Annotated in this window: 22 protein-coding genes and 3 rRNA genes; 15 read left to right on the top strand and 10 right to left on the bottom strand. The window is 70.6% G+C overall.

The genetic code is table 11. The features are described from left to right. Window positions 1–117 precede the first annotated feature (117 nt). Window positions 118–879: a polyphosphate--glucose phosphotransferase gene (ppgK, locus tag JOE68_RS07450; protein ID WP_204841592.1), complete on the bottom strand. Its 762-nt coding sequence runs from the start codon at window positions 877–879 to the stop codon at window positions 118–120. Between the two features lie 96 nt (window positions 880–975). Between ppgK and JOE68_RS07445 the strand changes: the two genes are divergently transcribed. Then, window positions 976–1773 carry an inositol monophosphatase family protein gene (locus tag JOE68_RS07445; RefSeq protein ID WP_204841591.1) on the top strand — a complete coding sequence of 266 codons (798 nt, stop codon included), beginning with the start codon at window positions 976–978 and terminating at the stop codon, window positions 1771–1773. Between the two features lie 568 nt (window positions 1774–2341). Here JOE68_RS07445 and cei read toward each other — a convergent pair. Then, a complete protein-coding gene (gene cei / locus JOE68_RS07440; RefSeq protein ID WP_204841590.1) occupies window positions 2342–3067 on the bottom strand; it encodes an envelope integrity protein Cei in 726 nt (241 codons plus the stop codon). Between the two features lie 430 nt (window positions 3068–3497). Between cei and JOE68_RS07435 the strand changes: the two genes are divergently transcribed. After that, window positions 3498–3797, top strand: coding sequence for a DUF4193 domain-containing protein (locus tag JOE68_RS07435; RefSeq protein WP_204841589.1), 300 nt, complete (start codon window positions 3498–3500; stop codon window positions 3795–3797). A gap of 382 nt (window positions 3798–4179) precedes the next feature. On the opposite strand, the gene JOE68_RS07430 is transcribed toward JOE68_RS07435, so the two are convergent. After that, window positions 4180–4695, bottom strand: coding sequence for a DUF3093 domain-containing protein (locus JOE68_RS07430; protein ID WP_307819564.1), 516 nt, complete (start codon window positions 4693–4695; stop codon window positions 4180–4182). 24 nt (window positions 4696–4719) lie between these two features. Here JOE68_RS07430 and dut point away from each other — a divergent pair, with 24 nt between their 5' ends. Continuing rightward, the gene (gene dut, locus JOE68_RS07425; protein WP_204841588.1) at window positions 4720–5187 is read left to right on the top strand and encodes a dUTP diphosphatase; all 468 of its coding nucleotides are present in this window, start codon (window positions 4720–4722) and stop codon (window positions 5185–5187) included. Between the two features lie 5 nt (window positions 5188–5192). Then, the gene (locus tag JOE68_RS07420; protein WP_204841587.1) at window positions 5193–5816 is read left to right on the top strand and encodes a DUF3710 domain-containing protein; all 624 of its coding nucleotides are present in this window, start codon (window positions 5193–5195) and stop codon (window positions 5814–5816) included. A 71-nt stretch (window positions 5817–5887) separates the two neighbouring features. Here JOE68_RS07420 and JOE68_RS07415 read toward each other — a convergent pair whose 3' ends face one another. After that, a complete protein-coding gene (locus JOE68_RS07415; protein ID WP_204841586.1) occupies window positions 5888–6577 on the bottom strand; it encodes an alpha/beta fold hydrolase in 690 nt (229 codons plus the stop codon). Window positions 6578–6686: 109 nt separating this feature from the next. Here JOE68_RS07415 and JOE68_RS07410 point away from each other — a divergent pair, with 109 nt between their 5' ends. Beyond that, window positions 6687–7064 (top strand): OB-fold nucleic acid binding domain-containing protein, encoded by a 378-nt coding sequence (locus tag JOE68_RS07410; protein WP_204841585.1) that lies wholly within the window; start codon window positions 6687–6689, stop codon window positions 7062–7064. Next, window positions 7061–7759, top strand: a complete 699-nt coding sequence (locus JOE68_RS07405; protein WP_204841584.1) for a DUF3159 domain-containing protein — start codon at window positions 7061–7063, stop codon at window positions 7757–7759. Before JOE68_RS07410 ends, JOE68_RS07405 begins: the two co-directional genes overlap by 4 nt. 84 nt (window positions 7760–7843) lie before the next feature. Here JOE68_RS07405 and JOE68_RS07400 read toward each other — a convergent pair whose 3' ends face one another. After that, window positions 7844–8500: a potassium channel family protein gene (locus JOE68_RS07400; RefSeq protein ID WP_204841583.1), complete on the bottom strand. Its 657-nt coding sequence runs from the start codon at window positions 8498–8500 to the stop codon at window positions 7844–7846. Between the two features lies 1 nt (window position 8501). Further along, window positions 8502–9164: a potassium channel family protein gene (locus JOE68_RS07395; RefSeq protein ID WP_204841582.1), complete on the bottom strand. Its 663-nt coding sequence runs from the start codon at window positions 9162–9164 to the stop codon at window positions 8502–8504. An 82-nt stretch (window positions 9165–9246) separates the two neighbouring features. Between JOE68_RS07395 and JOE68_RS07390 the strand changes: the two genes are divergently transcribed. The 8 genes from JOE68_RS07390 (at window position 9247) to rrf (ending at window position 22166) form a co-directional block, all read left to right on the top strand. Next, complete coding sequence (locus tag JOE68_RS07390) at window positions 9247–11256, top strand: APC family permease (RefSeq protein WP_204841581.1); 2010 nt, start codon at window positions 9247–9249, stop codon at window positions 11254–11256. After that, on the top strand, window positions 11253–12506 hold the full coding sequence (locus JOE68_RS07385; protein WP_204841580.1) for a class I SAM-dependent RNA methyltransferase: 1254 nt from the start codon (window positions 11253–11255) through the stop codon (window positions 12504–12506). Before JOE68_RS07390 ends, JOE68_RS07385 begins: the two co-directional genes overlap by 4 nt. Before the next feature lie 71 nt (window positions 12507–12577). Beyond that, window positions 12578–14476 carry a 1-deoxy-D-xylulose-5-phosphate synthase gene (gene dxs, locus JOE68_RS07380; RefSeq protein WP_204841579.1) on the top strand — a complete coding sequence of 633 codons (1899 nt, stop codon included), beginning with the start codon at window positions 12578–12580 and terminating at the stop codon, window positions 14474–14476. Window positions 14477–14777: 301 nt separating this feature from the next. Continuing rightward, window positions 14778–15464: a response regulator transcription factor gene (locus JOE68_RS07375; protein WP_204841578.1), complete on the top strand. Its 687-nt coding sequence runs from the start codon at window positions 14778–14780 to the stop codon at window positions 15462–15464. An 8-nt stretch (window positions 15465–15472) separates the two neighbouring features. Continuing rightward, window positions 15473–16600 carry a HAMP domain-containing sensor histidine kinase gene (locus tag JOE68_RS07370; protein WP_204845972.1) on the top strand — a complete coding sequence of 376 codons (1128 nt, stop codon included), beginning with the start codon at window positions 15473–15475 and terminating at the stop codon, window positions 16598–16600. A 380-nt stretch (window positions 16601–16980) separates the two neighbouring features. Beyond that, window positions 16981–18496, top strand: a 16S ribosomal RNA gene (locus JOE68_RS07365). 349 nt (window positions 18497–18845) lie between these two features. Further along, window positions 18846–21927 (top strand): 23S ribosomal RNA (locus tag JOE68_RS07360). Between the two features lie 122 nt (window positions 21928–22049). Further along, window positions 22050–22166: ribosomal RNA gene (rrf, locus tag JOE68_RS07355) — 5S ribosomal RNA — on the top strand. Together the 16S, 23S and 5S rRNA genes form the textbook arrangement of a ribosomal RNA operon. A gap of 88 nt (window positions 22167–22254) precedes the next feature. Here rrf and JOE68_RS07350 read toward each other — a convergent pair. Then, complete coding sequence (locus JOE68_RS07350) at window positions 22255–23181, bottom strand: NAD(P)/FAD-dependent oxidoreductase (protein WP_307820022.1); 927 nt, start codon at window positions 23179–23181, stop codon at window positions 22255–22257. A gap of 133 nt (window positions 23182–23314) precedes the next feature. Here JOE68_RS07350 and JOE68_RS07345 point away from each other — a divergent pair, with 133 nt between their 5' ends. Then, window positions 23315–23488, top strand: a complete 174-nt coding sequence (locus JOE68_RS07345; protein ID WP_204841576.1) for a hypothetical protein — start codon at window positions 23315–23317, stop codon at window positions 23486–23488. Here JOE68_RS07345 and JOE68_RS07340 read toward each other — a convergent pair. The 3 genes from JOE68_RS07340 to JOE68_RS07330 all read right to left on the bottom strand — a co-directional run bounded on the left by JOE68_RS07340 (window position 23485) and on the right by JOE68_RS07330 (window position 25180). Continuing rightward, the gene (locus JOE68_RS07340; protein ID WP_204841575.1) at window positions 23485–24075 is read right to left on the bottom strand and encodes an LURP-one-related family protein; all 591 of its coding nucleotides are present in this window, start codon (window positions 24073–24075) and stop codon (window positions 23485–23487) included. The two genes, JOE68_RS07345 and JOE68_RS07340, sit on opposite strands and share 4 nt — an antisense overlap. 25 nt (window positions 24076–24100) lie before the next feature. Beyond that, on the bottom strand, window positions 24101–24439 hold the full coding sequence (locus JOE68_RS07335) for a nucleotide pyrophosphohydrolase (RefSeq protein ID WP_204841574.1): 339 nt from the start codon (window positions 24437–24439) through the stop codon (window positions 24101–24103). A 96-nt stretch (window positions 24440–24535) separates the two neighbouring features. After that, window positions 24536–25180 (bottom strand): class I SAM-dependent methyltransferase, encoded by a 645-nt coding sequence (locus JOE68_RS07330; protein ID WP_204841573.1) that lies wholly within the window; start codon window positions 25178–25180, stop codon window positions 24536–24538. Window positions 25181–25285 lie beyond the last annotated feature (105 nt).

Raw genomic sequence — 25285 nt, 5'->3', positions numbered from 1 at the left:
GATCGCTCGCCGGCGGGGCACCGTTCCATTGTAACGACGAGGAACGCGCGCCGATGCGCATCACCCGGTCAAGATCTGCGCCACCAGGTGTTTGCGCAGCTAGCGGGCTCGTGAATTTCAGTGCCGCAAACCGTGCGCCGCGGCCACGGCGGCCCCGACGATGCCCGCGTCGTTCTTCAGGGCGGCGGCGACCACCTCGGTGCGCACCTCCAGCAGCGGCAGCCACTTCTCCGCCTTCTTGCTGACCCCGCCGCCCGCGATGACCAGGTCCGGCCACACCAGGTCCTCCAGCACGCCCAGGTAGCGCGACACGCGCGGCGCCCACTCCGCCCAGCTCAGGCCCTTGTCCTCCTTCACGGAGGCGGCGGCGCGGGACTCGGCGTCGTGCCCGTCGACCTCCAGGTGGCCGAACTCGGTGTTGGGCACCAGCCGGCCGTCCAGGAAGACGGCGCTGCCGATGCCGGTGCCGAAGGTCAGCAGCACGACCAGCCCGTCCCGGCCGCGGCCGGAGCCGAAGCGCATCTCGGCGATGCCGGCGGCGTCGGCGTCGTTGAGCACGACGACGTCCTCCACCGGCCTGCCCAGCCGCCGGGCGAACAGCGCCGCGGCGTCGGTGCCGATCCAGCCCTTGTCGACGTTGGCCGCGGTGTGCGCGACGCCGCGCTTGACCACGCAGGGCAGCGTGACGCCGAGTGGACCGTCCCAGCCGAACTTCTCGACGATCTCGGCGACCACGTCGGCGACCGCGGCCGGCGTCGACGGCTGCGGCGTCGGGATGCGCAGGCGCTCGCCGTCCAGCGCGCCCGCCTCCAGGTCCACCAGTCCGCCCTTGATGCCCGAGCCGCCGATGTCCACGCCGAACCCGCGGGTTGTGCCCATCCCCGTGGCCCTTCCTACTCGATTCAGGTGACCGTGGCCGCAGACACTAGCCTGCGGTTCCCCGATAGTCCCGTGAGAGTGACCCAGGAGGAACAGTTGCCGTTCGATCCACGCGCCCTGGTCGACGTCGCGGTCCGGGTGGGCCGCGAAGCGGGTGAGCTCGTGCTGGCCACGCGGGCCTCGGCGGTGTCGGAGGTCGACACCAAGAGCACCGCCACCGACGTCGTCACCGCGGCCGACCGCGCCTCAGAGCGGCTGGTGCGCCGGCGGTTGGCCGAGCTGCGCCCCGGCGAGCCGGTGCTCGGCGAGGAGGAGGGCGGCTCGGTGGTGGAGGGCCTGACCTGGGTCGTGGACCCGATCGACGGCACCGTGAACTACCTGTACGGCATCCCGCACTACGCGGTGTCCGTCGCGGCGCAGGTGGACGGCGTGTCGGTGGCCGGCGCCGTGGTGGAGCCCGCCACCGGGCGGGTGTGGACGGCCTCGGCCGGGGGAGGGGCCTGGCTGGACGGGCGGCGGCTCACCGCGTCGGGCGCGACCCGTCTGGGTGTCTCGCTGCTCGGCTACGGCTTCGCCTACCGGGCCGAGCGGCGGCGGCGGCAGGCCGAGGCGTGGGCCGGGGTCGCGCCGCTGGTGCGGGACATGCGGCGGGCCGGCGCGGCGTCCCTGGACCTGTGCTATGTGGCGGCGGGGTGGCTGGACGCCTACGCCGAGCACGGCCTCGGGCGCTGGGACTGGGCCGCGGGCGCGCTGCTGGCGCGGGAGGCGGGTGCGGTGGTGCACCTGCCGGGCGAGGCGCCGGAGCTGGGGGAGGATGCCACGTTCGCCGCCGCGCCGGGCATCGCGGATGCGTTGCGCGGGGTGCTGGTGGAGCACGGGTTCGGGAAGGTCTGAGGGGCCGGCGGAAGTCCCGGGCAGCGGCCTGCGGGGGTCCGCAGGGGCTTCGCAGGCACGCTCCCGCGCGGGGGCGGATCGGGGCGGTCCGCGGGCAGTCCGCGGTCGCGCGGCTTGCCGGGGCGCGGCGCGGCTTGCCGGGGTTGCGGGCGGGCTCGCGGGGTTGGGGCGTGGCCTGCCAGGGGGTGGTTCGCCGAGGTTCGGGACGGACTTGCAGGGGGTCGGGTGCGACTCGCCGGGCGCGGTGTGGCCCGCCGGGGCCAGGGGCGGCCTCGGGGGGTCGGAGCGCGATCTGCCGGAGGTCGGGGCGCGGCCTCCGGCCCCCGGTTCCATTGTCCCGCGCACCACCGACAATCGCGGTGATGTCGCAGGTCAGCGGCGTACGACGCAGGTCAGCGGCGTACGACGCAGGTCAGCGGCGTACGACGCAGGTCAGCGGCGTACGACGCAGGTCAGCGGCGTACGGCGCAGGTCAGCGGCGTACGGCGCAGGTCAGCGGTGCGCGGTGCGGGTCCAGCGGCGCGCGGCGCAGGTCAGTGGTCTGCGGCTCGGGTCCAGTGGCGCGGGGTCAGCAGTGCACGTCGCGGGCGGCCTGGAGGGTGTCCGGGTCCAGGGTCGGCGCGCCGCGATCGGCGACCTGGCCGCCCTGCTGGTCGGGCTGCTGGTCGGCCCAGTCGGTGAGCCGGTCCAGCACCCTGCGCGCGTTGTGGTTGGCCTTGACCTCGGTGAACTTCTTGCCGACCGCCACGTCCACGGTCGCGTCCTGGCGCTCGTCGCGCACCAGCTCCAGGCACGGCTCGACCAGGCTCAGCGTCCGCGCCGCGCCCGCGCCCGGCGCGCCGAAGCGGATCTGGCCGCGGCAGGCCATGTCCTGCGCCGGGTAGACCGGGTCGTTGCCCGGCTCGGCCGCCTGCTTCATGCCCAGCTCGGTCAGCGTCGTCGCGACGAACCGGGCCTGGTTGCGCTGCGTGCTCGCATTGAACACGCGGAACTGCACCTCGCCCACCGGCACCGGGTCGGTGCGGTCCAGGGCGTCGTGGCTGAGCACGGTGCCCGCCGAGGGCGCCGGGGCCGACTGCGCGCCACCGCCCTCGGGCGGCACGACGGAGGAGGACGCCGGCACGCCACCGGGCGGGTTGCACCGGATCGCCGCGTCCACGTCGCCCGCTTCCGACAGCACCTGGTTCCACACCACGACGGCCGTCACGGCGAGCACCAGGAACAGCACCAGCGCCGGCACCGGGCGCCGCTTCCGGTACCGCGACGACCCGCTGCTCCCCGACCCGGGCCTCACGTCCGCCGACCTCCCCTTTTGGCGCAGTGCTGTTGTGATCAGGCTAGGCCGCGCCCCGCGATCCCGCGTTCCGGGTCCCGGGTAGCGGTCCGCGACCAGCCGGTCGCGGACGGTCGTGCCACCGTGGGGCGGCGCGACGCGGCCGGGCCGGGTGGACGGGGCCCGTCCGAAGCCTATCGGGCCAGCGTGCGGAGGTCCTGTCACCCGTCTGCTCAATTAGGGGGAACCCGGTGCACAGGGGCCCGAACGATGAGCTACCCTCTCGGCGCTCCGCGCGCTCCCGGACAGCCTGATGCGTCGACGTACAGGGGGTTGGCGCCCGGCCGCGCGGGCGAGACCTCCGTCACTGGGGACGGAGGGCACAAACAGGGGCGCTGGTGCGTTAACCAGCGACACGAACAGTCTCCGTTGACCGCAGGGGTGAAAGAAGATGGCGACCGACTACGACGCTCCGCGTCGCAGCGAGGCCGATGAACTCGCTGAGGACTCCCTCGAGGAGTTGAAGGCGCGGCGCAATGAAACGCAGTCCGGGGTCGTCGACATCGACGAGGACGCGTCTGCCGAGAACTTCGAGCTGCCGGGCGCCGACCTGTCCGGTGAGGAACTGACGTTCAAGGTCCTGCCCAAGCAGGCGGACGAGTTCACGTGCTCGAAGTGCTTCCTCGTGCACCACCGCAGCCGCCTCGCCGAGGAGGACCACGGCCAGTACATCTGCCGCGACTGCGCCTGAGCAGCGCGGACAGCACCGGCCGACCGGTCCGGCCAGCACCGACGACCAGCACCGACGACCAGCACCGACGACCAGCACCGACGACCCCGTTCCCGGTCGTCCACCCCACCGCCCGGGGTGGCCGCCCGGTCGCGTTGCCGGGTGACGTCGCGCCGCCGCCACGGCCGGCTCCCCCCACCCGGCTCCCCGGCGCCTCCGGCAGGACTCCCCCGCGGGGGACGACTCCGGGAGGCCGCCGCGGGCGATCACACCTTTCGGCTTCACCCCTTCGGCTTGTCCCGATCGGGACGCCGACCCGGCCGCGTCCCGCCGGCGCCGAACCCCCGGGACGCCGAACCCGCCGACCCCGGGACGCCGAACCCCCGGGCGCCGCTCCGGTCGGTCACCGCCCGGCGGGCGCTCGACCCTCACCCGACGGATCCCCGCCCCCGACGCCCTCCGCGCGGAGGGCGGCGACCAGCTTCTCCGGCGACCGGACGCTGAACTGCCAGTACGGCGTCGGGTCGGCCGGGTCCTCCAGCGCGACCTTCACCATGGGTCCGATCCACCCGCGGTGCGCGACGAACGCCATCGGGTCCAGGTGCGGCCCCATCGCCTTGCGCTTGGTCTTCGCGTCGAACACCTCGACCTCGCCGAGGAGCGCCAGCGGCACGTGGGCCTGCCCGACCCGCAGCTCGCCGCCCGCCACCTCCACCTTGAGCGAGCCCAGCCGCCACAGCAGCAGCAGCGCCAGCGGCACCGTCACGGCGTAGGGCAGCCACGACCGGACCCCCTGGAAGCCCATGTGGATCTCGGCGGCCAGCAGCACCGCCGCGGCCAGCGGCAGCGGCCAGCCCCACCACGGCACGTACAGCCGCTCGCGGAACGCGGTCGGGGCGGTCACAGCACTCTCGCTCACACGACCAGGGTAGTCTCGCGCGCCGTGCCCAGCGTCGAGGTCCTGCTGTCCCGGCTCGATCCGTCCCTCCCGCCCCCGTCGTACGCCAGACTCGGCGACGCGGGCGCGGACCTGGTGACGACCACCGACGTGGTGATCGACCCGGGTGAGCGCGCCGTGGTGGGCACCGGCATCGCGATCGCCCTGCCCGAGGGCTACGCGGCGTTCGTGCACCCGCGCAGCGGGCTGGCGGCCAGGGTCGGGTTGAGCGTGGTGAACACCCCGGGCACGATCGACGCCGGCTTTCGCGGCGAGATCAAGGTATGTCTGGTCAACCACGACCCGCGCGCCCCGATCGCGCTCTCCCGCGGTGACCGGATCGCCCAGCTGGTCGTGCAGAAGGTGGAGCACGCGGTGTTCCGCGAGGTCGAGGAGCTGCCCGGCTCCGAGCGGGGCGCGGGCGGCTACGGCTCTACAGGCGGGCACGAGGTGCTCGCCCGGACGGAGGGGTAAAGGCGATGTTCGGAAAGCGCCGCAAGCGCGGTAGGCACTCCGCGGACCGGGGGACGGCGCAACCGGAGGTCGAGGCCGCCGAGGGGCACCCCGGCGACGGCCCCCACGACGAGTCGCAGGCCCCCGACGACGGCCTGACCAGGCTCGACCTGGGTTCGATCCGGCTGCCCGTGCCCGACGGCGCGCAGCTGCAGGTCGAGATGGACCCGGCGGGCGCGGTGCGCGCGGTGCACCTGCTGACGACGGTCGGCCAGCTCACGGTCAGCGCCTTCGCGGCCCCGAAGTCGGACCGGCTGTGGCCGGAGGTCGGCGCGGAGCTGATCGGGCAGCTCAAGGGCGACGGGTTCCGCATCAACCGGGAGAACGGCGACTGGGGCGAGGAGATCAGCGCCCGCAACAACGAGGTGCACCTGCGGTTCGTGGGCGTGGACGGCCCGCGGTGGATGCTGCGCGGTGTCGCGGCGGCCCCGTCCGAGCAGCAGGCGGCGCAGGCCGTGGAGGCGCTGTACGAGCTGATGCGCAACACCGTCGTGGTGCGCGGCCCGCAGCCCATGCCGGTGCGCACCCCGCTGCCGATCGAGCTGCCGGAGGCCATCGCCCGGCACATCGCGGCCCAGCAGCAGGGCTAGCGGCAGCAGGGCCGGCAACAGCAGGACCGGCAGCAGCAGGGCCGGCGGCGGCAGGGCCGGCGGCGGCAGGGCTAGGCGAGGGCCGCCGCGGCCAGGTAGGCGTCGAGCGCGGCGCGGCCCAGGGCTTCCCGGTCCGCGCCCAGCGCCGCCAGCGTCGTCGTGCGCAGCGCGGCGCGGGGGAGGGCGTCGGCCCACTGCCGGGCTACCTCCAACGGGTGGATCGGGTCGTCGGTGCAGGCGACGACCCCCACCGGGACGCGCAATCCGCGCAATTCACCCGAAGAGGGGGCGTCAGTCGTGGCGGCCTCGCGCAGCACGGCGGGCAGTCGCTCCCCGTACCGGGGCCAGGCGCGCCGCAGCTCAGCCCCCAGCCAGCCGTCGACCCCGGTCAGGGCCGCGGCCAATCCTTCACTGTCAACGGCGGACGCGCTCGCGAGGGCGGCCAGCGCGGCGGGCGCCCCGTCCGGGCGGCCGACCCACGCCGGCAGCGCGGCCAGCACGCCGGCGCACCGCCGCGGGTGGCGCGCCGCCCACGCCGCGGCGATCTGCGCGCCCAGCGACACACCCCCCACGAGCAGCGGTTTCCCGGTCCAGGCGGCGTCCAGCGCGGCGAGGTGCGCGCGCACCGACCGCGACGACGGCGCCACCAGCGCGAACCCCGCGCGGGCCAGCGGCCGGGCGAAGGCGGAGCGGACGAACACCTCGTCGGAGGCGGTGCCGGGCAGCAGGACGGCGGTGGTCGCGGTGAGGGGAGCAGCCATGGTTCCCGCATCCTCCCCCAGTCGGATACCCGGTCGGGTGCACCCGGTTACGCTGGATCCAGGACGGGCTCCACGGTCGGAGCCCTGCGGAGGCACCCAGGAGTCGGGGATGGCTAATACTGGGGGCGGCTACTGGCGCCGCCTCGTGCGTCGGCTCACCACCGACGTCAGCGAGCTGGACGCCGACGACCTGTCGCGGAAAGCCGTGGAGGTCGGGGCCGTCCGCGCGTGCGACTGCAAATCCGGTCAGGAGGTGACGGTGCTCGGCAGGTTGCGCAGCGTCGAGCTGTGCCCCCGGGACGCCGCCGCCACGCTGGAGGCGGAGCTGTACGACGGCACCGAGGGCGTCACACTGGTCTGGCTGGGCCGCCGGCGCATCGCGGGCATCGAGCCGGGCCGCACCCTCAAGGCGCGCGGCCGGATCGCCGTCCGGGACGGCCGCAAGGTGCTCTACAACCCCTACTACGAACTGCAGAACGCTTCATGACGACAACCGGATCAGAGAAGCAGCCCACCCTGCTGGAGCAGATGGGCGGGGTCAGCGGGCTGCTGCTCTCGTCCCTGCCGGTGGTGGTGTTCGTCCTGGTGAACGCCTTCGCGGGGCTGATGCCCGCGATCTGGGGCGCCCTGGGCTCGGCCGTGGTCATCGGGATCGTGCTCGCCCTGCGCAAGGGCTCGGTGCAGCCCGCGGTGTCGGCGGTGTTCGGCGTGGGCATCGCGGCCTTCATCGCCTACCGGACGGGGGACGCCAAGGGCTTCTTCCTGTTCGGCATCTGGCAGAGCCTGGTCTACGGCGGCGTGTTCCTGGGCTCCATCCTGGTCCGCTGGCCGCTGGCGGGCGTGATCTGGAGCTTCCTCAACGGCCAGGGCTCGGCGTGGCGGCGCGACCGCGCGTCGGTCCGCGACTACGACATCGCGACCCTGGTGTGGGCGCTGGTCTTCGGCTCCCGGTTCGTGGTGCAGCGGTGGCTGTACGACGAGGCGTCGGTCGGCTGGCTGGCGACGGCGAAGCTCGCCATGGGCTACCCGCTGATGGCCGTGGCCCTGGTGGCGACGGTGTGGGCGGTGCGGCGGTCGGACAAGCGGCTCAAGGCCGCCCAGGAGCGGGAGGAGCAGGCCGACCGCGAGGCCGAGGAGCGCCTGCGGGGTCGGTACGACCCCGACACCGCCCCGGAGCGCTGACCGGTCCCGGAACGTCGACCGGCCCCGGAGCGCCGACGGCGGGCCGCCGCCCGCCCCGGGAACCCCGACGGGCGGGCGCCCGGCTCAGTACCCCAGTGCGGACCGGATCTCGCGCTCCACGTCCGCCGCCGCCACGAACAGCAGCTCGTCCCCGCCCTCCAGCGTGTCCTCGGGCGTGGGCACGATGACCCGACCGCCCCGCAGGATGGTCACCAGCGCGGCGTCCCGGGGCAGCGCCAGCGAGTTCACCGGCGAACCACCCAGCGGGGTGTCCTCCGGCAGGGTGATTTCCACCAGGTTCGCCTGGCCCTGCCGCAAGGTCATCAGCCGGACCACGTCGCCGACCGTCACGGCCTCCTCGACCAGCGCCGACAGGATCCGCGGCGTCGACACCGCCACGTCCACGCCCCACGACCCGGTGAACAGCCACTCGTTGGCCGGGTTGTTGACCCGCGCGACCACCCGGCGCACCGCGAACTCGGTCTTGGCCAGCAGGGACACCACCAGGTTGACCTTGTCGTCGCCGGTCGCCGCGATGACCACGTCGCACAGCTGCATCCCCGCGTCCTCCAGCGAGGACAGCTCGCACGCGTCGGCCTGCACCCACTCGGCCTGCTCGACGGTGTGCGGCTCGAAGTGCGCGCGGTCCCGTTCGATCAGCATGACCTGGTGCCCGTCGGCGACCAGCTCGGCCGCGATGGACCGCCCGACCGCACCGGCACCCGCAATGGCGATCCGCACCTCAGCCCTCCTCGGGCGCCTGGGCCGCCGCGGCGGCCACGTCGGTCACGGTCCCCGACAGCGCGGCCACGTAGACCACGTCGTCGGCCTGCAACAGCGTCCGGGAGTCCGGCAGCACGCCGGTCCCGAACCGCATCACGAACGCCACCCGGGACCCGGTGGCCTCCTGGAGGTCCCGGACCGACCGGCCCACCCAGTCCTCGTGCAGGTCCAGCGGCAGCACCGCCACCGACCCGGACGGGTCGCGCCACGCCGTCGCGGCGCCCTCGGGCAGCAGCATCCGCAGGAAGCGGTCGGTCGACCACGGCACGGTGGCCACCGTCGGGATGCCCAGCCGCTCGTACACCGCCGCGCGCTTCTCGTCGTAGATGCGGGCGACCACGGCCTCCACGCCGTAGGTCTCCCGCGCCACCCGCGCCGAGATGATGTTGGAGTTGTCGCCGCTGGACACCGCCGCGAACGCGCCCGCCCGCTCGATGCCCGCCTCGATCAGCACCTTCTGGTCGAACCCGTTGCCGACCACCTGCCTGCCGTGGAAGTCGGCGCCCAACCGGCGGAAGGACTGCACGTCCTTGTCGATCACCGTGACCTGGTGGTCCAGGCGTTCGAGGGCCTTGGCCAGGGACGAACCCACCCGGCCGCACCCCATGATCACCACGTGCACGAGAGCCTCCTGAACGACGCCTGGGGAGAACCTACCCACGATTACTCCGACCAGGGGACCTGACCCCTTACGCTTTCCACCCGTGTCCAAGCTCGCAACCGCGGCCAAGCGCCTCCTGGTCGGCCGCCCCTTCCGGAGCGACCGGCTGGCGCACACCCTCCTGCCCAAGCGGATCGCCCTGCCGGTGTTCGCCTCCGACGCCATGTCGTCGGTCGCGTACGCGCCGGAGGAGATCTTCCTCGTGCTGTCGGTCGCCGGGTTGAGCGCCTACACGATCGCACCCTGGGTCGGCGTCGTCGTGGTGGTCGTCATGCTGACGGTGGTGGCGAGCTACCGGCAGAACGTGCGCGCCTACCCCTCCGGGGGCGGCGACTACGAGGTGGCGACGGTCAACCTCGGCCCGCGGGCGGGCCTCACGGTCGCCAGCGCCCTGCTGGTGGACTACATCCTCACCGTGGCCGTGTCCATCTCGTCGGCGGCGGCCAACATCGGGTCGGCCATCCCGTTCATCGCCACCCACAAGGTCGAGTTCGCGGTCGCGGCGATCGTCGTCCTCACCGCGATCAACCTGCGCGGCATCCGCGAGTCCGGCTCGGCGTTCGCCATCCCGACCTACGCGTTCATGGCGGGCATCGTGCTCATGATCGGCTACGGCCTGGTCCGGGCCCTGGTCCTGGGCGACGAGCTGCGCGCCGAGAGCGCCGGGCTGGAGCTGCGCGCCGAGGACGACCACCTGGTGGGCCTGGCGTTCGTGTTCCTGGTCCTGCGCGCCTTCTCCTCCGGCTGCGCCGCGCTGACCGGCGTGGAGGCGATCAGCAACGGCGTGCCCGCGTTCCGCAAGCCGAAGTCCCGCAACGCCGCCACCACCCTGCTGATGATGGGCCTGATCGCGGTCGTGATGCTGATGGGCCTGATCGTGCTGGCCCAGCTGACCGGCGTGCGGATGGCCGAGGACCCGGCGCACCAGCTGGTCGGCGCGCCCGCCGGCTACGAGCAGAAGACCATGGTCGCCCAGATCGCGGGCGCGGTGTTCGACGGCTTCCCGGTCGGCTTCTTCTTCATCACCGCCGTCACCGCGCTGATCCTCGTGCTGGCCGCGAACACCGCCTTCAACGGCTTCCCGGTGCTCGGCTCGATCCTCGCCCAGGACCGCTACCTGCCCCGCCAGCTGCACACCCGCGGCGACCGGCTGGCGTTCAGCAACGGCATCCTGTTCCTGGCCGGCGGCGCGGTCGTCCTGGTGGTGGCGTTCGACGCCGAGGTCACCAGGCTCATCCAGCTCTACATCGTGGGCGTGTTCGTGTCGTTCACGATGAGCCAGACCGGCATGATCCGGCACTGGAACCGGCTGCTGGCCGCCGAGACCGACCCGGCCGAGCGCAACCGGATGCGCCGCTCCCAGGCGATCAACGCGTTCGGCCTGCTGATGACCGGCTCGGTGCTCGTCGTCGTGCTGATCACCAAGTTCACCAAGGGCGCGTGGATCGCCATCGCCGTGATGGCCGCGATCTACGCCCTGATGACCGCGATCCGCCGGCACTACGACCGGGTGGCCGAGGAGCTGCGCCAGCAGGAGCGCCAGCGCCTGCTGCCCGCCCGCAACCACGCCGTCGTGCTGGTCTCCAAGCTGCACATGCCGACCCTGCGCGCCCTGGCCTACGCCAAGGCCACCCGGCCGGACGTGCTGGAGGCGGTCACCGTGAACGTCGACGACTCCGACACCCGCCAGCTGGTCAAGGAGTGGGAGCAGGAGAACTTCAAGGTCCCGCTGAAGGTGATCGAGTCGCCTTACCGGGAGATCACCAAACCGGTGCTGGACTACGTCAAGCGCATCCGCACCGACAACCCGCGCGACGTGGTCACCGTGTTCATCCCCGAGTACGTCGTCGGCCACTGGTGGGAGCAGATCCTGCACAACCAGAGCGCGCTGCGCCTGAAGGGCAGGCTGCTGTACCAACCGGGTGTGATGGTGACCAGCGTGCCGTGGCAGCTGGCGTCGTCCAAGAACGTGACGCACCGCGACGTGGTCGCGCCCGGCGCGGTCCGCCGCGGCCTGGACAAGCGCGGCAGGGAGAAGTGGGATCGCAAGTGACGGCAACCTGGGAGCAGCGGCTGATCGAGGTCGAGGTCGGCGCCGTCGCGCACGGCGGGCACTGCGTCGCCCGGCACGAGGGCCGCGTGGTCTTCGTCCGGCACGCGCTGCCCGGCGAGCGCGTCCGGGTGCTGGTCACCGAGGACGCCGGCGGGTCGTTCTGCCGCGGCGACGCCGTGGAGGTCCTGCGCGCCTCGCCCGACCGGGTCGAACCGCCGTGCCCGTTCGCCGGGCCCGGCCGCTGCGGCGGCTGCGACTGGCAGCACGCCTCCTGGCCCGCCCAGCGGGAGCTGAAGGCGGCCGTGGTCGCCGAGCAGCTCAGCCGGCTGGCGAAGCTGGACCGGGAGGTCGTCGTCGAGGCCCTGCCCGGCGGGCCGGTGGACTGGCGCACCCGGATGCGGGTGGCGGTCGGGCCGGACGGCCGGGCCGGGTTCCGCGCCCACCGCAGCCACCGCGTGGTCCCGGTGGACCACTGCGTCATCGCCGTGCCCGGCGCCCTGGACGGCGTGGTCGACCGCACGTGGCCGCCGTCGTCCGAGCTGGTGGTGACCAGCGACGCGGCCGGCCGGGTCCACCTGACCGAGATCGGCCCGCCGGTGGTGCGGCGCGGGCGGCGCGTGCCCGGTCCCGCCCGCCGCCGCCGGGGCAGCGGCACGGCCGCCGAGCGCGCCGCCCGCCGCCGCTGGGAGCTGCGCGCCGACGGGTTCTGGCAGGTCCACCCCGCCGCCGCGGACGCGCTGGCGACCGTCGTCGGGCAGTGGGCGGACTGCCGGCCCGGCGACCGCGCCTGGGACCTCTACGGCGGCGTGGGGCTGTTCGCGGCCGTGCTCGCCGAGCAGGTCGGCCCGACCGGGTCGGTGGCCGTGGTCGAGTCCGCCACCGGGGCGGTCGCCGACGGCCGCGCCAACCTGGCCGACCTGCCGCAGGTCAGCTGGCACGCGGGCCGCACCGAGGCGGTGCTGGCCGCCCCCGGCTTCGCCGACCGGGCGCCGGACGCGGTGGTGCTCGACCCGCCCCGCAAGGGCGCCGGCCGGGCGGTGGTGGGCGCGATCGCCCGGTCCGCGCCCGCGCGTGTGGTCTACGTCGCGTGCGACCCCGCGGCGCTCGCGCGCGACGTCGCCTGGTTCGCCGAGCACGGCTACGAGTTGACCCAGCTCAGGGCGTTCGACGCGTTCCCGATGACGCACCACGTCGAATGCGTCGCCCTGCTGCGGCCCGCGGGCGCGGCCCCGCGCGGGCCGGCTCGCTGAGCGCCGTCTCAGCCAGTGGTCCGTAGACTGGCCGGACGATCGGGGGCCTACCACAGGGGCGAGGTGGAGCGGTGACGCTGCTGGAATCCGTGCACGGACCGGCGGACCTGAAACGGCTGGAGCACGCCGAGCTGGAGCGGCTGGCCGAGGAGATCCGGCGGTTCCTGGTCGACAAGGTCTCCCGCACCGGCGGGCACCTCGGCCCCAACCTGGGCGTCGTCGAGCTGACGATGGCCGTGCACCGGGTGTTCGACTCGCCGCGCGACCCGGTGGTGTTCGACACCGGGCACCAGAGCTACGTGCACAAGATCCTCACCGGCCGGCGCGCCGAGTTCGACACGCTGCGGCAGCGGGGCGGCCTGTCCGGCTACCCGTCGCGGGCCGAGAGCGAGCACGACGTCGAGGAGAACAGCCACGCCTCCACCGCCCTGTCCTACGCCGACGGCCTGGCCAAGGCGTTCCAGCTGACCGGCCGCCCCGGCCACGTCGTCGCCGTGGTCGGCGACGGCGCGCTGACCGGCGGCATGTGCTGGGAGGCGCTGAACAACATCGCCGCCGGCCGCGACCGGTCGGTGGTGATCGTCGTCAACGACAACGGCCGGTCCTACTCGCCGACCATCGGCGGCCTGGCCGACCACCTGGCGTCGCTGCGCCTGCAGCCCGGCTACGAGCGCGCGCTGGAGCGGGGCCGCAACGCCCTCCAGTCGGCCCCGTTCGTCGGCAAGCCCGTCTACGCGGCCCTGCACGCGGCCAAGCGCGGCATCAAGGACGCGCTGAGCCCGCAGGCGCTGTTCGAGGACCTGGGCCTGAAGTACATCGGCCCGGTCGACGGCCACGACGTGCCGGCGCTGGAGTCGGCGCTGCGCCGCGCCAAGTCCTTCGGCGGGCCGGTCATCGTCCACACCGTGACCCGCAAGGGCAACGGCTTCGCCCCGGCCGAGAACCACGAGGCCGACCAGATGCACGCCACCGGCGTCATCGACCCGATCACCGGCGAGAACCTGACCCCGGCCAAGCGCACCTGGACCCACGTGTTCGCCGACGAGCTGGCGGAGCTGGGCGGCGAGCGGCCCGACCTGGTGGCCATCACGGCGGCCATGCGCGGCCCGACGGGCCTGGACAAGTTCGCCGGCCGCTTCCCCGACCGGTGCTTCGACGTCGGCATCGCCGAGCAGCACGCGATGACCTCGGCGGCCGGCCTCGCGATGGGCGGCCTGCACCCCGTGGTGGCGGTCTACGCGACGTTCCTGAACCGGGCGTTCGACCAGCTGCTGATGGACGTGGCGATGCACCGGCAGGGCGTCACCGTCGTGCTCGACCGCTCCGGCATCACCGGCCCGGACGGCGCGTCCCACCACGGCATGTGGGACCTGTCGATCTGCGGCCTCGTCCCCGGCATCCGCGTCGCCGCGCCCCGCGACGCGGCGACGCTGCGCGAGGAGCTGCGCGAGGCCGTCGCGGTCTCCGACGCGCCGACCGTCGTGCGCTACCCGAAAGCCTCGGTCGGCGAGGACCTGCCCGCGGTCGACCGCGTCGGCGCGGTCGACGTGCTCAGCCGCTCCGGTTCCGACGTGCTGCTGGTCGCGGTGGGCGCGTTCGGCGCGCTGGGCGTGGCCGCCGGGCAGCGGCTGGCCGACCAGGGCATCGGCGTCACCGTGGTGGACCCGCGCTGGGTGTTCCCGGTGTCGGCGGACCTGGTCGCCCTGGCCGCCCGGCACCGGCTGGTGGTGACCGTCGAGGACGGCGGCCGGCACGGCGGCTTCGGCTGGGCGCTGGCGGCGGCGCTGCGCGACGCGGACGTGGAGGTCCCGCTGCGCGACCTGGCCATCCCGCAGGCGTTCCACGAGCACGGCGAACGCGCCGAGGTGCTGGCCGACCTCGGGCTGACCGCGCAGGACGTGGCCCGCCGGGTCACCGAGTGGGTCGCCGCGGCCGAGCCCGCCGGCATCGGCGCGACCGCGCGGAAGTGACCGGCCGGCCCCTCCGCCGTCGATGAGCGGTCCGGGCGGCGCTGCCGCCGGGGCTCGCGTCGTTCCGGGCTCGCGTCGTTCCGGACTCGCGTCGGGCCTCGGACCGGCGCCCGGGACGCGCCGCCGGCCGGCGCCCCTTCCGGGCCGCGCCCGCGTGGGCGGCGCCCCCGTCGCCACTCCGGCCGGCGCCGGGACCACGGGCCCGTCGGCCGCCCGGCCGCAGAGCGCCCCGGCGGACCGATCGCGCTGGTCCGCGGGTCGCATTAAGCGACTTCTCAGGGATGTGTGGCACCTTTGTGTGGTGCGGATCCTGGTAGTCGAGGACGAGGTGCCGCTGGCCGACGCGATCGCGCGCGGCCTGCGGCGCGAGGGCATGGCCGTGGACGTCGCCTACGACGGCGAGACGGGCCACGAGAAGTCGACCGTCACCCGGTACGACGTGGTGGTGCTCGACCGCGACCTGCCCGGCATGTCCGGCGACGAGCTGTGCAAGGAGATCCTCTGCTCCGGGGCCCTCACCAGGGTCATGATGCTCACCGCCAGCGCGGGCCTGGACGACCGCGTGGCCGGCCTGTCCCTGGGCGCCGACGACTACCTGGCCAAGCCCTTCGCGTTCCCCGAGCTGGTCGCCCGCGTCCGGGCGCTGGCCCGGCGCGCCACCCCGGCCACCCCGCCGCTGCTCACCGCGCACGACGTGGAGCTGGACCCGGCCCGGCGCACCGTGCGGCGCGGTGGGCGGCCGGTGGAGCTGACCCGCAAGGAGTTCGGCGTGCTGGAGGTGCTGCTCGCCGCCAAGGGCTCCGTGGTCAGCAGCGAAGAGCTGCTGGAACGCGTGTGGGACGAGAACGCCGACCCGTTCACCACGACCGTCCGGGTCACCGTGATGACCCTGCGCAAGAAGCTGGGCGAACCGGGCATCATCGACACCGTGGTGGGCTCCGGCTACCGGGTGCCCACGGCGACCCTGCCCCGGGAAGGCGCGCGCTGAACGCTGGGCTGCGCCGGCGCGGGCCGGGACTCCGGGTCCGGCTGACGCTGCTCGCCACCGGGTTGGTGGCGTTCGTCAGCGCCCTGCTCCTGCTGCTGGGGTGGATGCTCGTCGGGCGGGTGGTCGGGTCGTCGCCGAAGTTCCCCGACGGCAGCACCGTGCGGGTGGACGGCGTCGACGTGGACGCCGGGGTGCTCGCCGAGGTGCTCGGCCAGCAGGCGCGCGACGACGTGCTCAGGTCCGGGTCGATCGCGTTCCTGTGCGTGGTCGCGGCGGCGGCGCTGCTGGCGTGGACCATCACCGGGCGCGTGCTGCAACCCGTGCACGACGTGACCGAGGCGGCGCGCAAGCTCTCCGCCGAGTCGCTGGGGGAGCGGCTGCGGCTGGCCGGCCCCCGTGACGAGGTCGCCGAGCTGGCCGACACCTTCGACGAGATGCTCGACCGCCTCCAGGCGGCGTTCGACTCGCAGCGGCGCTTCGTCGCCAATGCCTCGCACGAGCTGCGCACCCCGCTGTCGGTGATCCGCACCGAGCTGGACGTGACGCTGTCGGATCCCGACGCCGACGAGGCCGAGCTGCGGCGGATGGCCGCCGTGGTGCGCTCGGCGACCGAGCGGGCCGAGCAGCTGGTCAGCGCCCTGCTGCTGCTGGCCAGGACCGACGGCCTGGGGCTGGCGGTGCGCGAGCCCGTCGACCTGAACGCCGTGGTGGAGTCCGCGTGGCGGGCCGTGCGGGCGGAAGCCGCCGAGCGCCGGGTGCGGTCGTCGTTCGTGACGGCGCCGGCGCCCGCCGTGGGCGACCCCGCGCTGCTGGAGCGGATCGCGGGCAACCTGCTAGAGAACGGCGTGCGGCACAACCTGCCCGGCGGGTGGATCGAGGTGCGCACCGAGGGCGGCCCGGAGTGGACGTCGCTGCGGGTGTCCTCGTCCGGTCCGGTCATCGCGCCCGACCGGGTGGACGAGCTGTTCGAGCCGTTCCGCCGGGGCGGCACCGACCGGACCGCGCGCACCGGCACCGGTCTGGGGCTGTCCATCGTGCGGGCCGCCGTCGCAGCTCACGAGGGGCGCGTGCACGCCTCGGCCATCCCCGGCGGGGGTCTCTCGGTGGTCGTCCTGCTGCCGTCCGCGCCGCACTGAAAACTCCTCGACGTGGCCCCGGTCACACTTGATCGGGTTTCGGGGCGTCCGCACCGGGTACTACCTGCGGAAACGATGCTCCGGACCCCTGATTTGTCTCTGCGTTGGGCGGGGTGTAACTTTCTCTCTGCCAGCGCGGAACGGGCCGGAGAGAGACCGGAACGGAGCGCGGCGCACAAGCCCCGGAGGAAGTCACTCGGTTCGAGTGGGTTGCGATGGTGAGCGCGTGTTCCTTGAGAACTCAACAGCGTGCCGAATAGCCAGTAAATTGTATGAACCTCGTCAAGAGGTTTTCCTTTGAGATTGACTGGACAGCTGGCGATGTCACGGACCATATTCCGGTTCGTGTGTCAGTGTTGTTCGAGCGATCAACTCATTCCTTATTGGAGAGTTTGATCCTGGCTCAGGACGAACGCTGGCGGCGTGCTTAACACATGCAAGTCGAGCGGTAAGGCCCTTCGGGGTACACGAGCGGCGAACGGGTGAGTAACACGTGGGTAACCTGCCCTGTACTCCGGGATAAGCCTGGGAAACTAGGTCTAATACCGGATACGACCCTCCATCGCATGGTGGGGGGTGGAAAGTTCCGGCGGTACGGGATGGACCCGCGGCCTATCAGCTTGTTGGTGGGGTGATGGCCTACCAAGGCGACGACGGGTAGCCGGCCTGAGAGGGTGACCGGCCACACTGGGACTGAGACACGGCCCAGACTCCTACGGGAGGCAGCAGTGGGGAATATTGCACAATGGGCGAAAGCCTGATGCAGCGACGCCGCGTGAGGGATGACGGCCTTCGGGTTGTAAACCTCTTTCAGCAGGGACGAAGCGCGAGTGACGGTACCTGCAGAAGAAGCACCGGCTAACTACGTGCCAGCAGCCGCGGTAATACGTAGGGTGCGAGCGTTGTCCGGAATTATTGGGCGTAAAGAGCTCGTAGGCGGTTTGTTGCGTCGGCCGTGAAAACTTCACGCTTAACGTGGAGCCTGCGGTCGATACGGGCAGACTTGAGTTCGGCAGGGGAGACTGGAATTCCTGGTGTAGCGGTGAAATGCGCAGATATCAGGAGGAACACCGGTGGCGAAGGCGGGTCTCTGGGCCGATACTGACGCTGAGGAGCGAAAGCGTGGGGAGCGAACAGGATTAGATACCCTGGTAGTCCACGCCGTAAACGGTGGGTGCTAGGTGTGGGGGGCTTCCACGTCCTCCGTGCCGCAGCTAACGCATTAAGCACCCCGCCTGGGGAGTACGGCCGCAAGGCTAAAACTCAAAGGAATTGACGGGGGCCCGCACAAGCGGCGGAGCATGTGGATTAATTCGATGCAACGCGAAGAACCTTACCTGGGCTTGACATGCACCGGAAACCCACAGAGATGTGGGCCTCTTCGGACTGGTGTACAGGTGGTGCATGGCTGTCGTCAGCTCGTGTCGTGAGATGTTGGGTTAAGTCCCGCAACGAGCGCAACCCTCGTTCCATGTTGCCAGCAAGTAAAGTTGGGGACTCATGGGAGACTGCCGGGGTCAACTCGGAGGAAGGTGGGGATGACGTCAAGTCATCATGCCCCTTATGTCCAGGGCTTCACACATGCTACAATGGCCGGTACAGAGGGCTGCTAAGCCGTGAGGTGGAGCGAATCCCACAAAGCCGGTCTCAGTTCGGATCGGGGTCTGCAACTCGACCCCGTGAAGTCGGAGTCGCTAGTAATCGCAGATCAGCAACGCTGCGGTGAATACGTTCCCGGGCCTTGTACACACCGCCCGTCACGTCACGAAAGTCGGTAACACCCGAAGCCCGTGGCCCAACCCGTAAGGGGGGGAGCGGTCGAAGGTGGGACTGGCGATTGGGACGAAGTCGTAACAAGGTAGCCGTACCGGAAGGTGCGGCTGGATCACCTCCTTTCTAAGGAGCACCTCTCACCGCGGTCTCGATCGTGGTGGAGACCACGCCGGCGGCGAGTGATCGTCGGGTGGGGCTCGATGATGTGGATGCTGGCTAATGCGCGATCCTGGATTGCCCGGCGAGTTAGTACTGCTTCTTTCGGGGAGCGTGGAAGGGTCGTCGGGGGGTTGGGGTGAGTGTTCGGTACGCTGTTGGGTCCTGAGGGAACACGTGAGTGTTTCTCTCGGTGTGAGGCGATACAGGCTTCCTCGGTCTTCGAACCGCTGGTCATGGACTGGTAGGCGTTGGCGGTGGTGGGGGAGTGTCTGGTTGTTCTTTGAGAACTGCACAGTGGATGCGAGCATCTTTGTGGCAAGTTATTAAGGGCATACGGTGGATGCCTTGGCACCAGGAGCCGATGAAGGACGTAGGAGACTGCGATAAGCCTTGGGGAGTTGTCAACCGAGCTGAGATCCAAGGATTTCCGAATGGGGAAACCCGGCCCCAGTCATGTGGGGTCACCCACGCCTGAACACATAGGGTGTGTGGAGGGAACGCGGGGAAGTGAAACATCTCAGTACCCGCAGGAAGAGAAAACAACCGTGATTCCGTGAGTAGTGGCGAGCGAAAGCGGAAGAGGCTAAACCGTATTCGTGTGATACCCGGCAGGGGTTGCGTGTGCGGGGTCGTGGGACCTACTGGTCGGTTCTGCCGGACCGACAGAGAGTCATAAAGAGATGTGGTTAGCGGAACGTGTCTGGAAAGCGCGGCCGTAGAGGGTGAGAGTCCCGTACGCGAAAACCTGTCTCCTCTCAGTGGTGTTCCCAAGTAGCAGCGAGCTCGTGGAATTTGCTGTGAATCTGGCGGGACCACCCGCTAAGCCTGAATACTCCCTGGTGACCGATAGCGGACTAGTACCGTGAGGGAAAGGTGAAAAGTACCCCGGGAGGGGAGTGAAATAGTACCTGAAACCGTGTGCCTACAATCCGTCGGAGCCTTTCGGGGTGACGGCGTGCCTTTTGAAGAATGAGCCTGCGAGTTAGTGCTGCGTGGCGAGGTTAACCCGTGTGGGGTAGCCGTAGCGAAAGCGAGTCCGAATAGGGCGCCTTCAGTCGCGTGGTCTAGACCCGAAGCGGGGTGATCTAGCCATGGCCAGGGTGAAGCGTGGGTAAGACTGCGTGGAGGCCCGAACCCACCAGGGTTGAAAACCTGGGGGATGAGCTGTGGTTAGGGGTGAAAGGCCAATCAAACTCCGTGATAGCTGGTTCTCCCCGAAATGCATTTAGGTGCAGCGTCGTGTGTTTCGTGCCGGAGGTAGAGCACTGGATGGTCTAGGGGGCCCACAAGCTTACCGAAATCAACCAAACTCCGAATGCCGGTACGTGAGAGCGCGGCAGTGAGACTGCGGGGGATAAGCTTCGTAGTCGAGAGGGAAACAGCCCAGAACGCCGGCTAAGGCCCCTAAGTGTGTGCTAAGTGGGAAAGGATGTGGGGTCGCCCAGACAACCAGGAGGTTGGCTTAGAAGCAGCCACCCTTTAAAGAGTGCGTAATAGCTCACTGGTCAAGTGGTCCTGCGCCGACAATGTAGCGGGGCTTAAGCACACCGCCGAAGCCGTGTCATTCAGCAGTGATGTTGGATGGGTAGGGGAGCGTCGTTCAGCCGTGGAAGCGCCGGAGTGATCCAGGTGTGGAGGCTGGACGAGTGAGAATGCAGGCATGAGTAGCGAAAGCAGAGTGGGAAACTCTGCCGCCGGATGACCAAGGGTTCCTGGGCCAGGCTAATCCGCCCAGGGTAAGTCGGGACCTAAGGCGAGGCCGACAGGCGTAGTCGATGGACAACGGGTTGATATTCCCGTACCCGTGTGAACGCGCCCATGGCGAACCTTGTGATACTAACCGCCCGAAGCCCGCTCCGAGTCTTCGGACGAGGAGTGGTTGTGGAGCGCGGGACCTGAACTTGTAGTAGTCAAGCGATGGGGTGACGCAGGAGGGTAGCTCCGCCAGTGAGTGGTAGTACTGGTGTAAGCGTGTAGGCCGTCTGGTAGGCAAATCCGCCAGGCATCGAGGCTGAGACGTGATGCATAGCCGATTGAGGCGAAGTAGGGTGATCCCATGCTGTCGAGAAAAGCCTCTAGTGAGTGTTCATGCGGCCCGTACCCCAAACCGACACAGGTGGTCAGGTAGAGAATACCGAGGCGATCGGGCGAACTGTGGTTAAGGAACTCGGCAAAATGCCCCCGTAACTTCGGGAGAAGGGGGGCCGAGGGATTTGAAGCCCCTTGCGGGCTAGGATTTTTCGGCCGCAGAGACCAGCGAGAAGCGACTGTTTACTAAAAACACAGGTCCGTGCGAAGTCGCAAGACGATGTATACGGACTGACGCCTGCCCGGTGCTGGAACGTTAAGGGGACCGGTTAGCTCTTCGGGGCGAAGCTGAGAACTTAAGCGCCAGTAAACGGCGGTGGTAACTATAACCATCCTAAGGTAGCGAAATTCCTTGTCGGGTAAGTTCCGACCTGCACGAATGGCGTAACGACTTCTCGACTGTCTCAACCACAGGCCCGGCGAAATTGCATTACGAGTAAAGATGCTCGTTACGCGCGGCAGGACGGAAAGACCCCGGGACCTTTACTATAGCTTGGTATTGGTGTTCGGTTCGGCTTGTGTAGGATAGGTGGGAGACTGTGAAGCGGCCACGCCAGTGGTTGTGGAGTCGTCGTTGAAATACCACTCTGGTCGTACTGGATGTCTAACCTCGGTCCGTGATCCGGATCAGGGACAGTGCCTGGTGGGTAGTTTAACTGGGGCGGTTGCCTCCCAAAGGGTAACGGAGGCGCTCAAAGGTTCCCTCAGCCTGGTTGGCAATCAGGTGTCGAGTGCAAGTGCACAAGGGGGCTTGACTGTGAGACCGACGGGTCGAGCAGGGACGAAAGTCGGAACTAGTGATCCGGCCATGGCTTGTGGAAGCGTGGTCGCTCAACGGATAAAAGGTACCCCGGGGATAACAGGCTGATCTTGCCCAAGAGTCCATATCGACGGCATGGTTTGGCACCTCGATGTCGGCTCGTCGCATCCTGGGGCTGGAGTAGGTCCCAAGGGTTGGGCTGTTCGCCCATTAAAGCGGTACGCGAGCTGGGTTTAGAACGTCGTGAGACAGTTCGGTCCCTATCCGCCGCGCGCGTAGGATACTTGCGGAAGGCTGTCCCTAGTACGAGAGGACCGGGACGGACGGACCTCTGGTGTGCCAGTTGTCCTGCCAAGGGCATTGCTGGTTGGCTACGTTCGGAAGGGATAACCGCTGAAAGCATCTAAGCGGGAAGCTCGTTCCTAGATGAGGTATCCCACCCTTTGTGGGGTAAGGCCCCCAAGAGACTATTGGGTTGATAGGCCGGAGATGGAAGGTCGGTAACGGCTGGAGTTGACCGGTACTAATAGGCCGAGGACTTGCTACGAAGACGCTACGCATCCACTGTGCGGTTCTGAAAGAACCACCGGGCCCACCCCGGGCGACCCCCTGACACGGTTGGTGTCGGGTGTGGGTTGTGGGGTGGCTGTGGTGGTAATTTCATAGTGTTTCGGTGGTCATGGCGGAGGGGGAACACCCGGTCCCATTCCGAACCCGGTAGTTAAGCCTTCCAGCGCCGATGGTACTGCACTCGTGAGGGTGTGGGAGAGTAGGACGCCGCCGAACATTCCTTCCCCGTAGGGGGCACCCGGTTCCGGGTGCCCCCTGCGGGCTTTCGGCGTTCCCACCGGCCGTTCTCGGCGGGATCGCCTTCTCAGCCGAGCTCGGCGACGATCTCCTCGCCGAGCAGGGTGCCGGACAGCCACGCGGTCTCGACCTTCGGCGTGCCCCACGCGTCACCGGCGATCCCGATGCGGTCCGCGCCGAAGTGGAACGGCGCCGAACCGGGCGCGCTGGGTCGGGCGAACGTCCACCGGTGCACGTCGACCCGCACCGCCGGGCGTGGCAGGCCGAGCAGTCGTCGCACGGCCTCCTCCACCTCGCCGGCCGCGGCCCCGGGGTCGGCCGAGAACGGCTCGGCGAACTCGGCGGTGGTGTGGGCCACCAGCACGGGAGCGCCGTCCCCGCGCCGGGTGCCGTCGTCGAACACCGTGGAGAGCACCGGGTGGTCGTTGACGAACGCCCCGCGGAAGTCCCACTGCCGCTCCTCGTGCCGCAGCGTGGCGACGAGCGTCGGCAGCCAGTCCTGGCGCTGGGCGGCGTGCCGCGTGCCGCCCAGCCGCGGGTCCAGCAGCCGTGCCGCCTGCGGCCCCGGCATGGCCAGCACGACGGCGTCCGCGGCGGTCCCGTCGACGCGCGGGCCGGGCTCCACCCACTCGACCTGGTGCCCGGTGCGCACGTCGAGCCCGACCGCCAGCCGCTCGACCAGCGAGCGCAGCCCGCCCGGCGCGGCCCACCGCACCGGGCCGGTGGTCGTGCCGCGCCCGCCGGCCGAGTGGACGGCGAACGTGTCGGTCCACTCGCGCGCCAGCCCCGCGTCGCGCCACCCCTCGACCACGGCGGCGAACCGCGGCGAGGACGCGGTGAAGTACCCCGCGCCGATGTCGGCCCGGCGGCCGCCGTACTGCTTCGTCGCCATCCGCCCGCCGCACACGCGCCCCCGTTCGAGAACACGGACCGTCACCCCGGCGGTGTGGAGCGCTCGCGCGCACGCCACTCCGGCGATACCGGCGCCGACCACTGTCACCTGCACGAATCCGTCCTCCTGGCCCCTGTCACCGATTTCGTGGTCCGTACCGCTGCCCGAGCGATCCCGGTGGGGCGTCCGGGTGACGCGCCCGCGGCACCGCGCCCGCGTTCCTAGCGTGGGGCGCATGAACGACCGGGGATGGGGCGCGGGGGAGGCTGCGGTGTGCTGGCTACCGCGTAGGCGGCAGGGCAGGCACGCGAGGGCGAGGCCCCCGGCGGCCTCGCCCGCGTGGGTGTCCGCTCTGCTCGGGATGGTTCTGCTGGTGTCCCTGCTCCTGCTGCTGCTGACCTACGTCTAGCGGGACTGCAGCGCGTCGACGGCGACGGCCTGGGCGATGACCAGGCGGCGGTCGACCGCCGGGTCCTGGACGCGGATCAGGTAGTGGTCGCGCAGCCAGGTCTTCTTGTCCACGCTGAACACCGGCGCACCGTCGCGGACGAAGTCGAAGTGGTAGCGGAACGGGAAGGGCAGGTCGTTGACGAACGGCAGGAAGCCCCAGATCCGGCGCAGCACGGCGATGCCCTGGTTGCGCTCCCGGCCGGTGGCGGCGCCCGCGCCCGACGCGTCGAGGTGCCACGTCGAGTTCACCAGCGACTTGCCGAAGTCCTTGCGGAACGACCCGATGGGCCGGCCGTCGCCGTCGGTGACGTCGTAGCCGCTGCCGAGGTCGATGACCTTGCGGGCCTTGAACCCGGCGAGGACGGAGTGCTTGCCGGAGTCGGTGTAGATGGTCACCTCCTCCTTGAACGCCAGGCGCTTCTGCTCGACGAACCCGACGAGCTGCCCGGGTCCGCCGGCGCCGTCGTCGGCGAACGCCTCGTATCGGTTCACCATCATGGTGATCTTCTGGTGCAGGTGCAGCGTGTCCAGGGACTGCAGGTCCATGGCCCCCTCATTCGACTCATTCGACTCATTCGACCGGCCGGAGGTCTCCGGTCGGGAAGCGCCGCTCGTTGCGGTCGATCTTGGCGAACGCGGCGTCGACGAGGTCGACGTCGAGCTTGTCCGCGAGGCGCACGAGGTAGTGCACCACGTCGGCGAGCTCGTCGCGGACGTTCCAGGCGAGTTCCGGGTCCTCCATGGCCTTGGCGGCCTGCTCGGGGGTGAGCCACTGGAACAGGTCGGTCAGCTCGCCGACTTCCGCCGACAGCGCCATCACCAGGTTCTTGGGCGTGTGGTAGTCGTCCCAGTCGCGGGCGGCGGCGAACCGGCGCAGGGCGTCGCGCAGGTCTTCCAGGCTGTTGGTCATGCCTGCATCGCTACCACACGGTGGTCGCCCGGTCGCGCACCGCACCCCGTCGGGGCGCCGTGCGCACGACGCCCCGTGCCCGTTCGCGGGGGCGCGTCAGGGCTGCGGTGGAGTGGTGCCGCGGGTGGCGACGACCAGCAGGTGCTCCTCGTCCGGCTGGCCCTCCCGGTCGGGGGAGAACACCACGCTGGTCTTCTCCACCACGTCGAGCCCGACGCGTTCCACGAGCCGGAGCAGGTCGGGTTCGGCGAAGCTGGTGATGCGCACGGTGTGGCCGAGGAACGGCACTTCGAGCCCTTCGACGTCCATCGGCACGGTGATCATCGCCAGCACCCCGCCGGGCTTCAACCACCGCGCGACGCCCTCCAGCACGCGGACGGTCTCGTCCCGGGTCATCTGGAGGAACGGGAAGAACGCGCACACGGCGTCCCACGACCCGGCGGCCGAGTCCCACTCGCGGATGTCGGCGTGGACGAAGTCGGCGTCGGGCACCTGGTCCCGCGCGATCGCCACCATCTCCTTCGACACGTCCACCCCGAGCACCCGGTGCCCGGCAGCCGCCAGCTCCGCCGCGACCGGCCGCCCCGTGCCGCTGCCGATGTCCAGGACGCGGGCGCTGTCCGGGAGGCGGTCGAGGAGCAGCCGGACGGCGGCGTCGACGGCCGGCGGCCGCCCGAAAGCCTCCTCGTAACCACGACCGACGGCGTCGAACAGCTCGGCGGCGGTGAGGGCTCGTTCCACTTCGTCATACCTCCGGGTGGGTCGGGTCTTCCGCACAGCGTGCACTCCGCCGGACGGATGCACAACGGAGGTCGACGCCGGCCCGCCCGGTCGGCGCCGGCGGCT

It is taken from the genome of Saccharothrix algeriensis (genome assembly GCF_016907655.1).
GTDB lineage: Bacteria > Actinomycetota > Actinomycetes > Mycobacteriales > Pseudonocardiaceae > Actinosynnema > Actinosynnema algeriense.
Note: the sequence above shows the minus strand (reverse complement) of the source record. Positions and strands in the feature narration are given on the sequence as shown.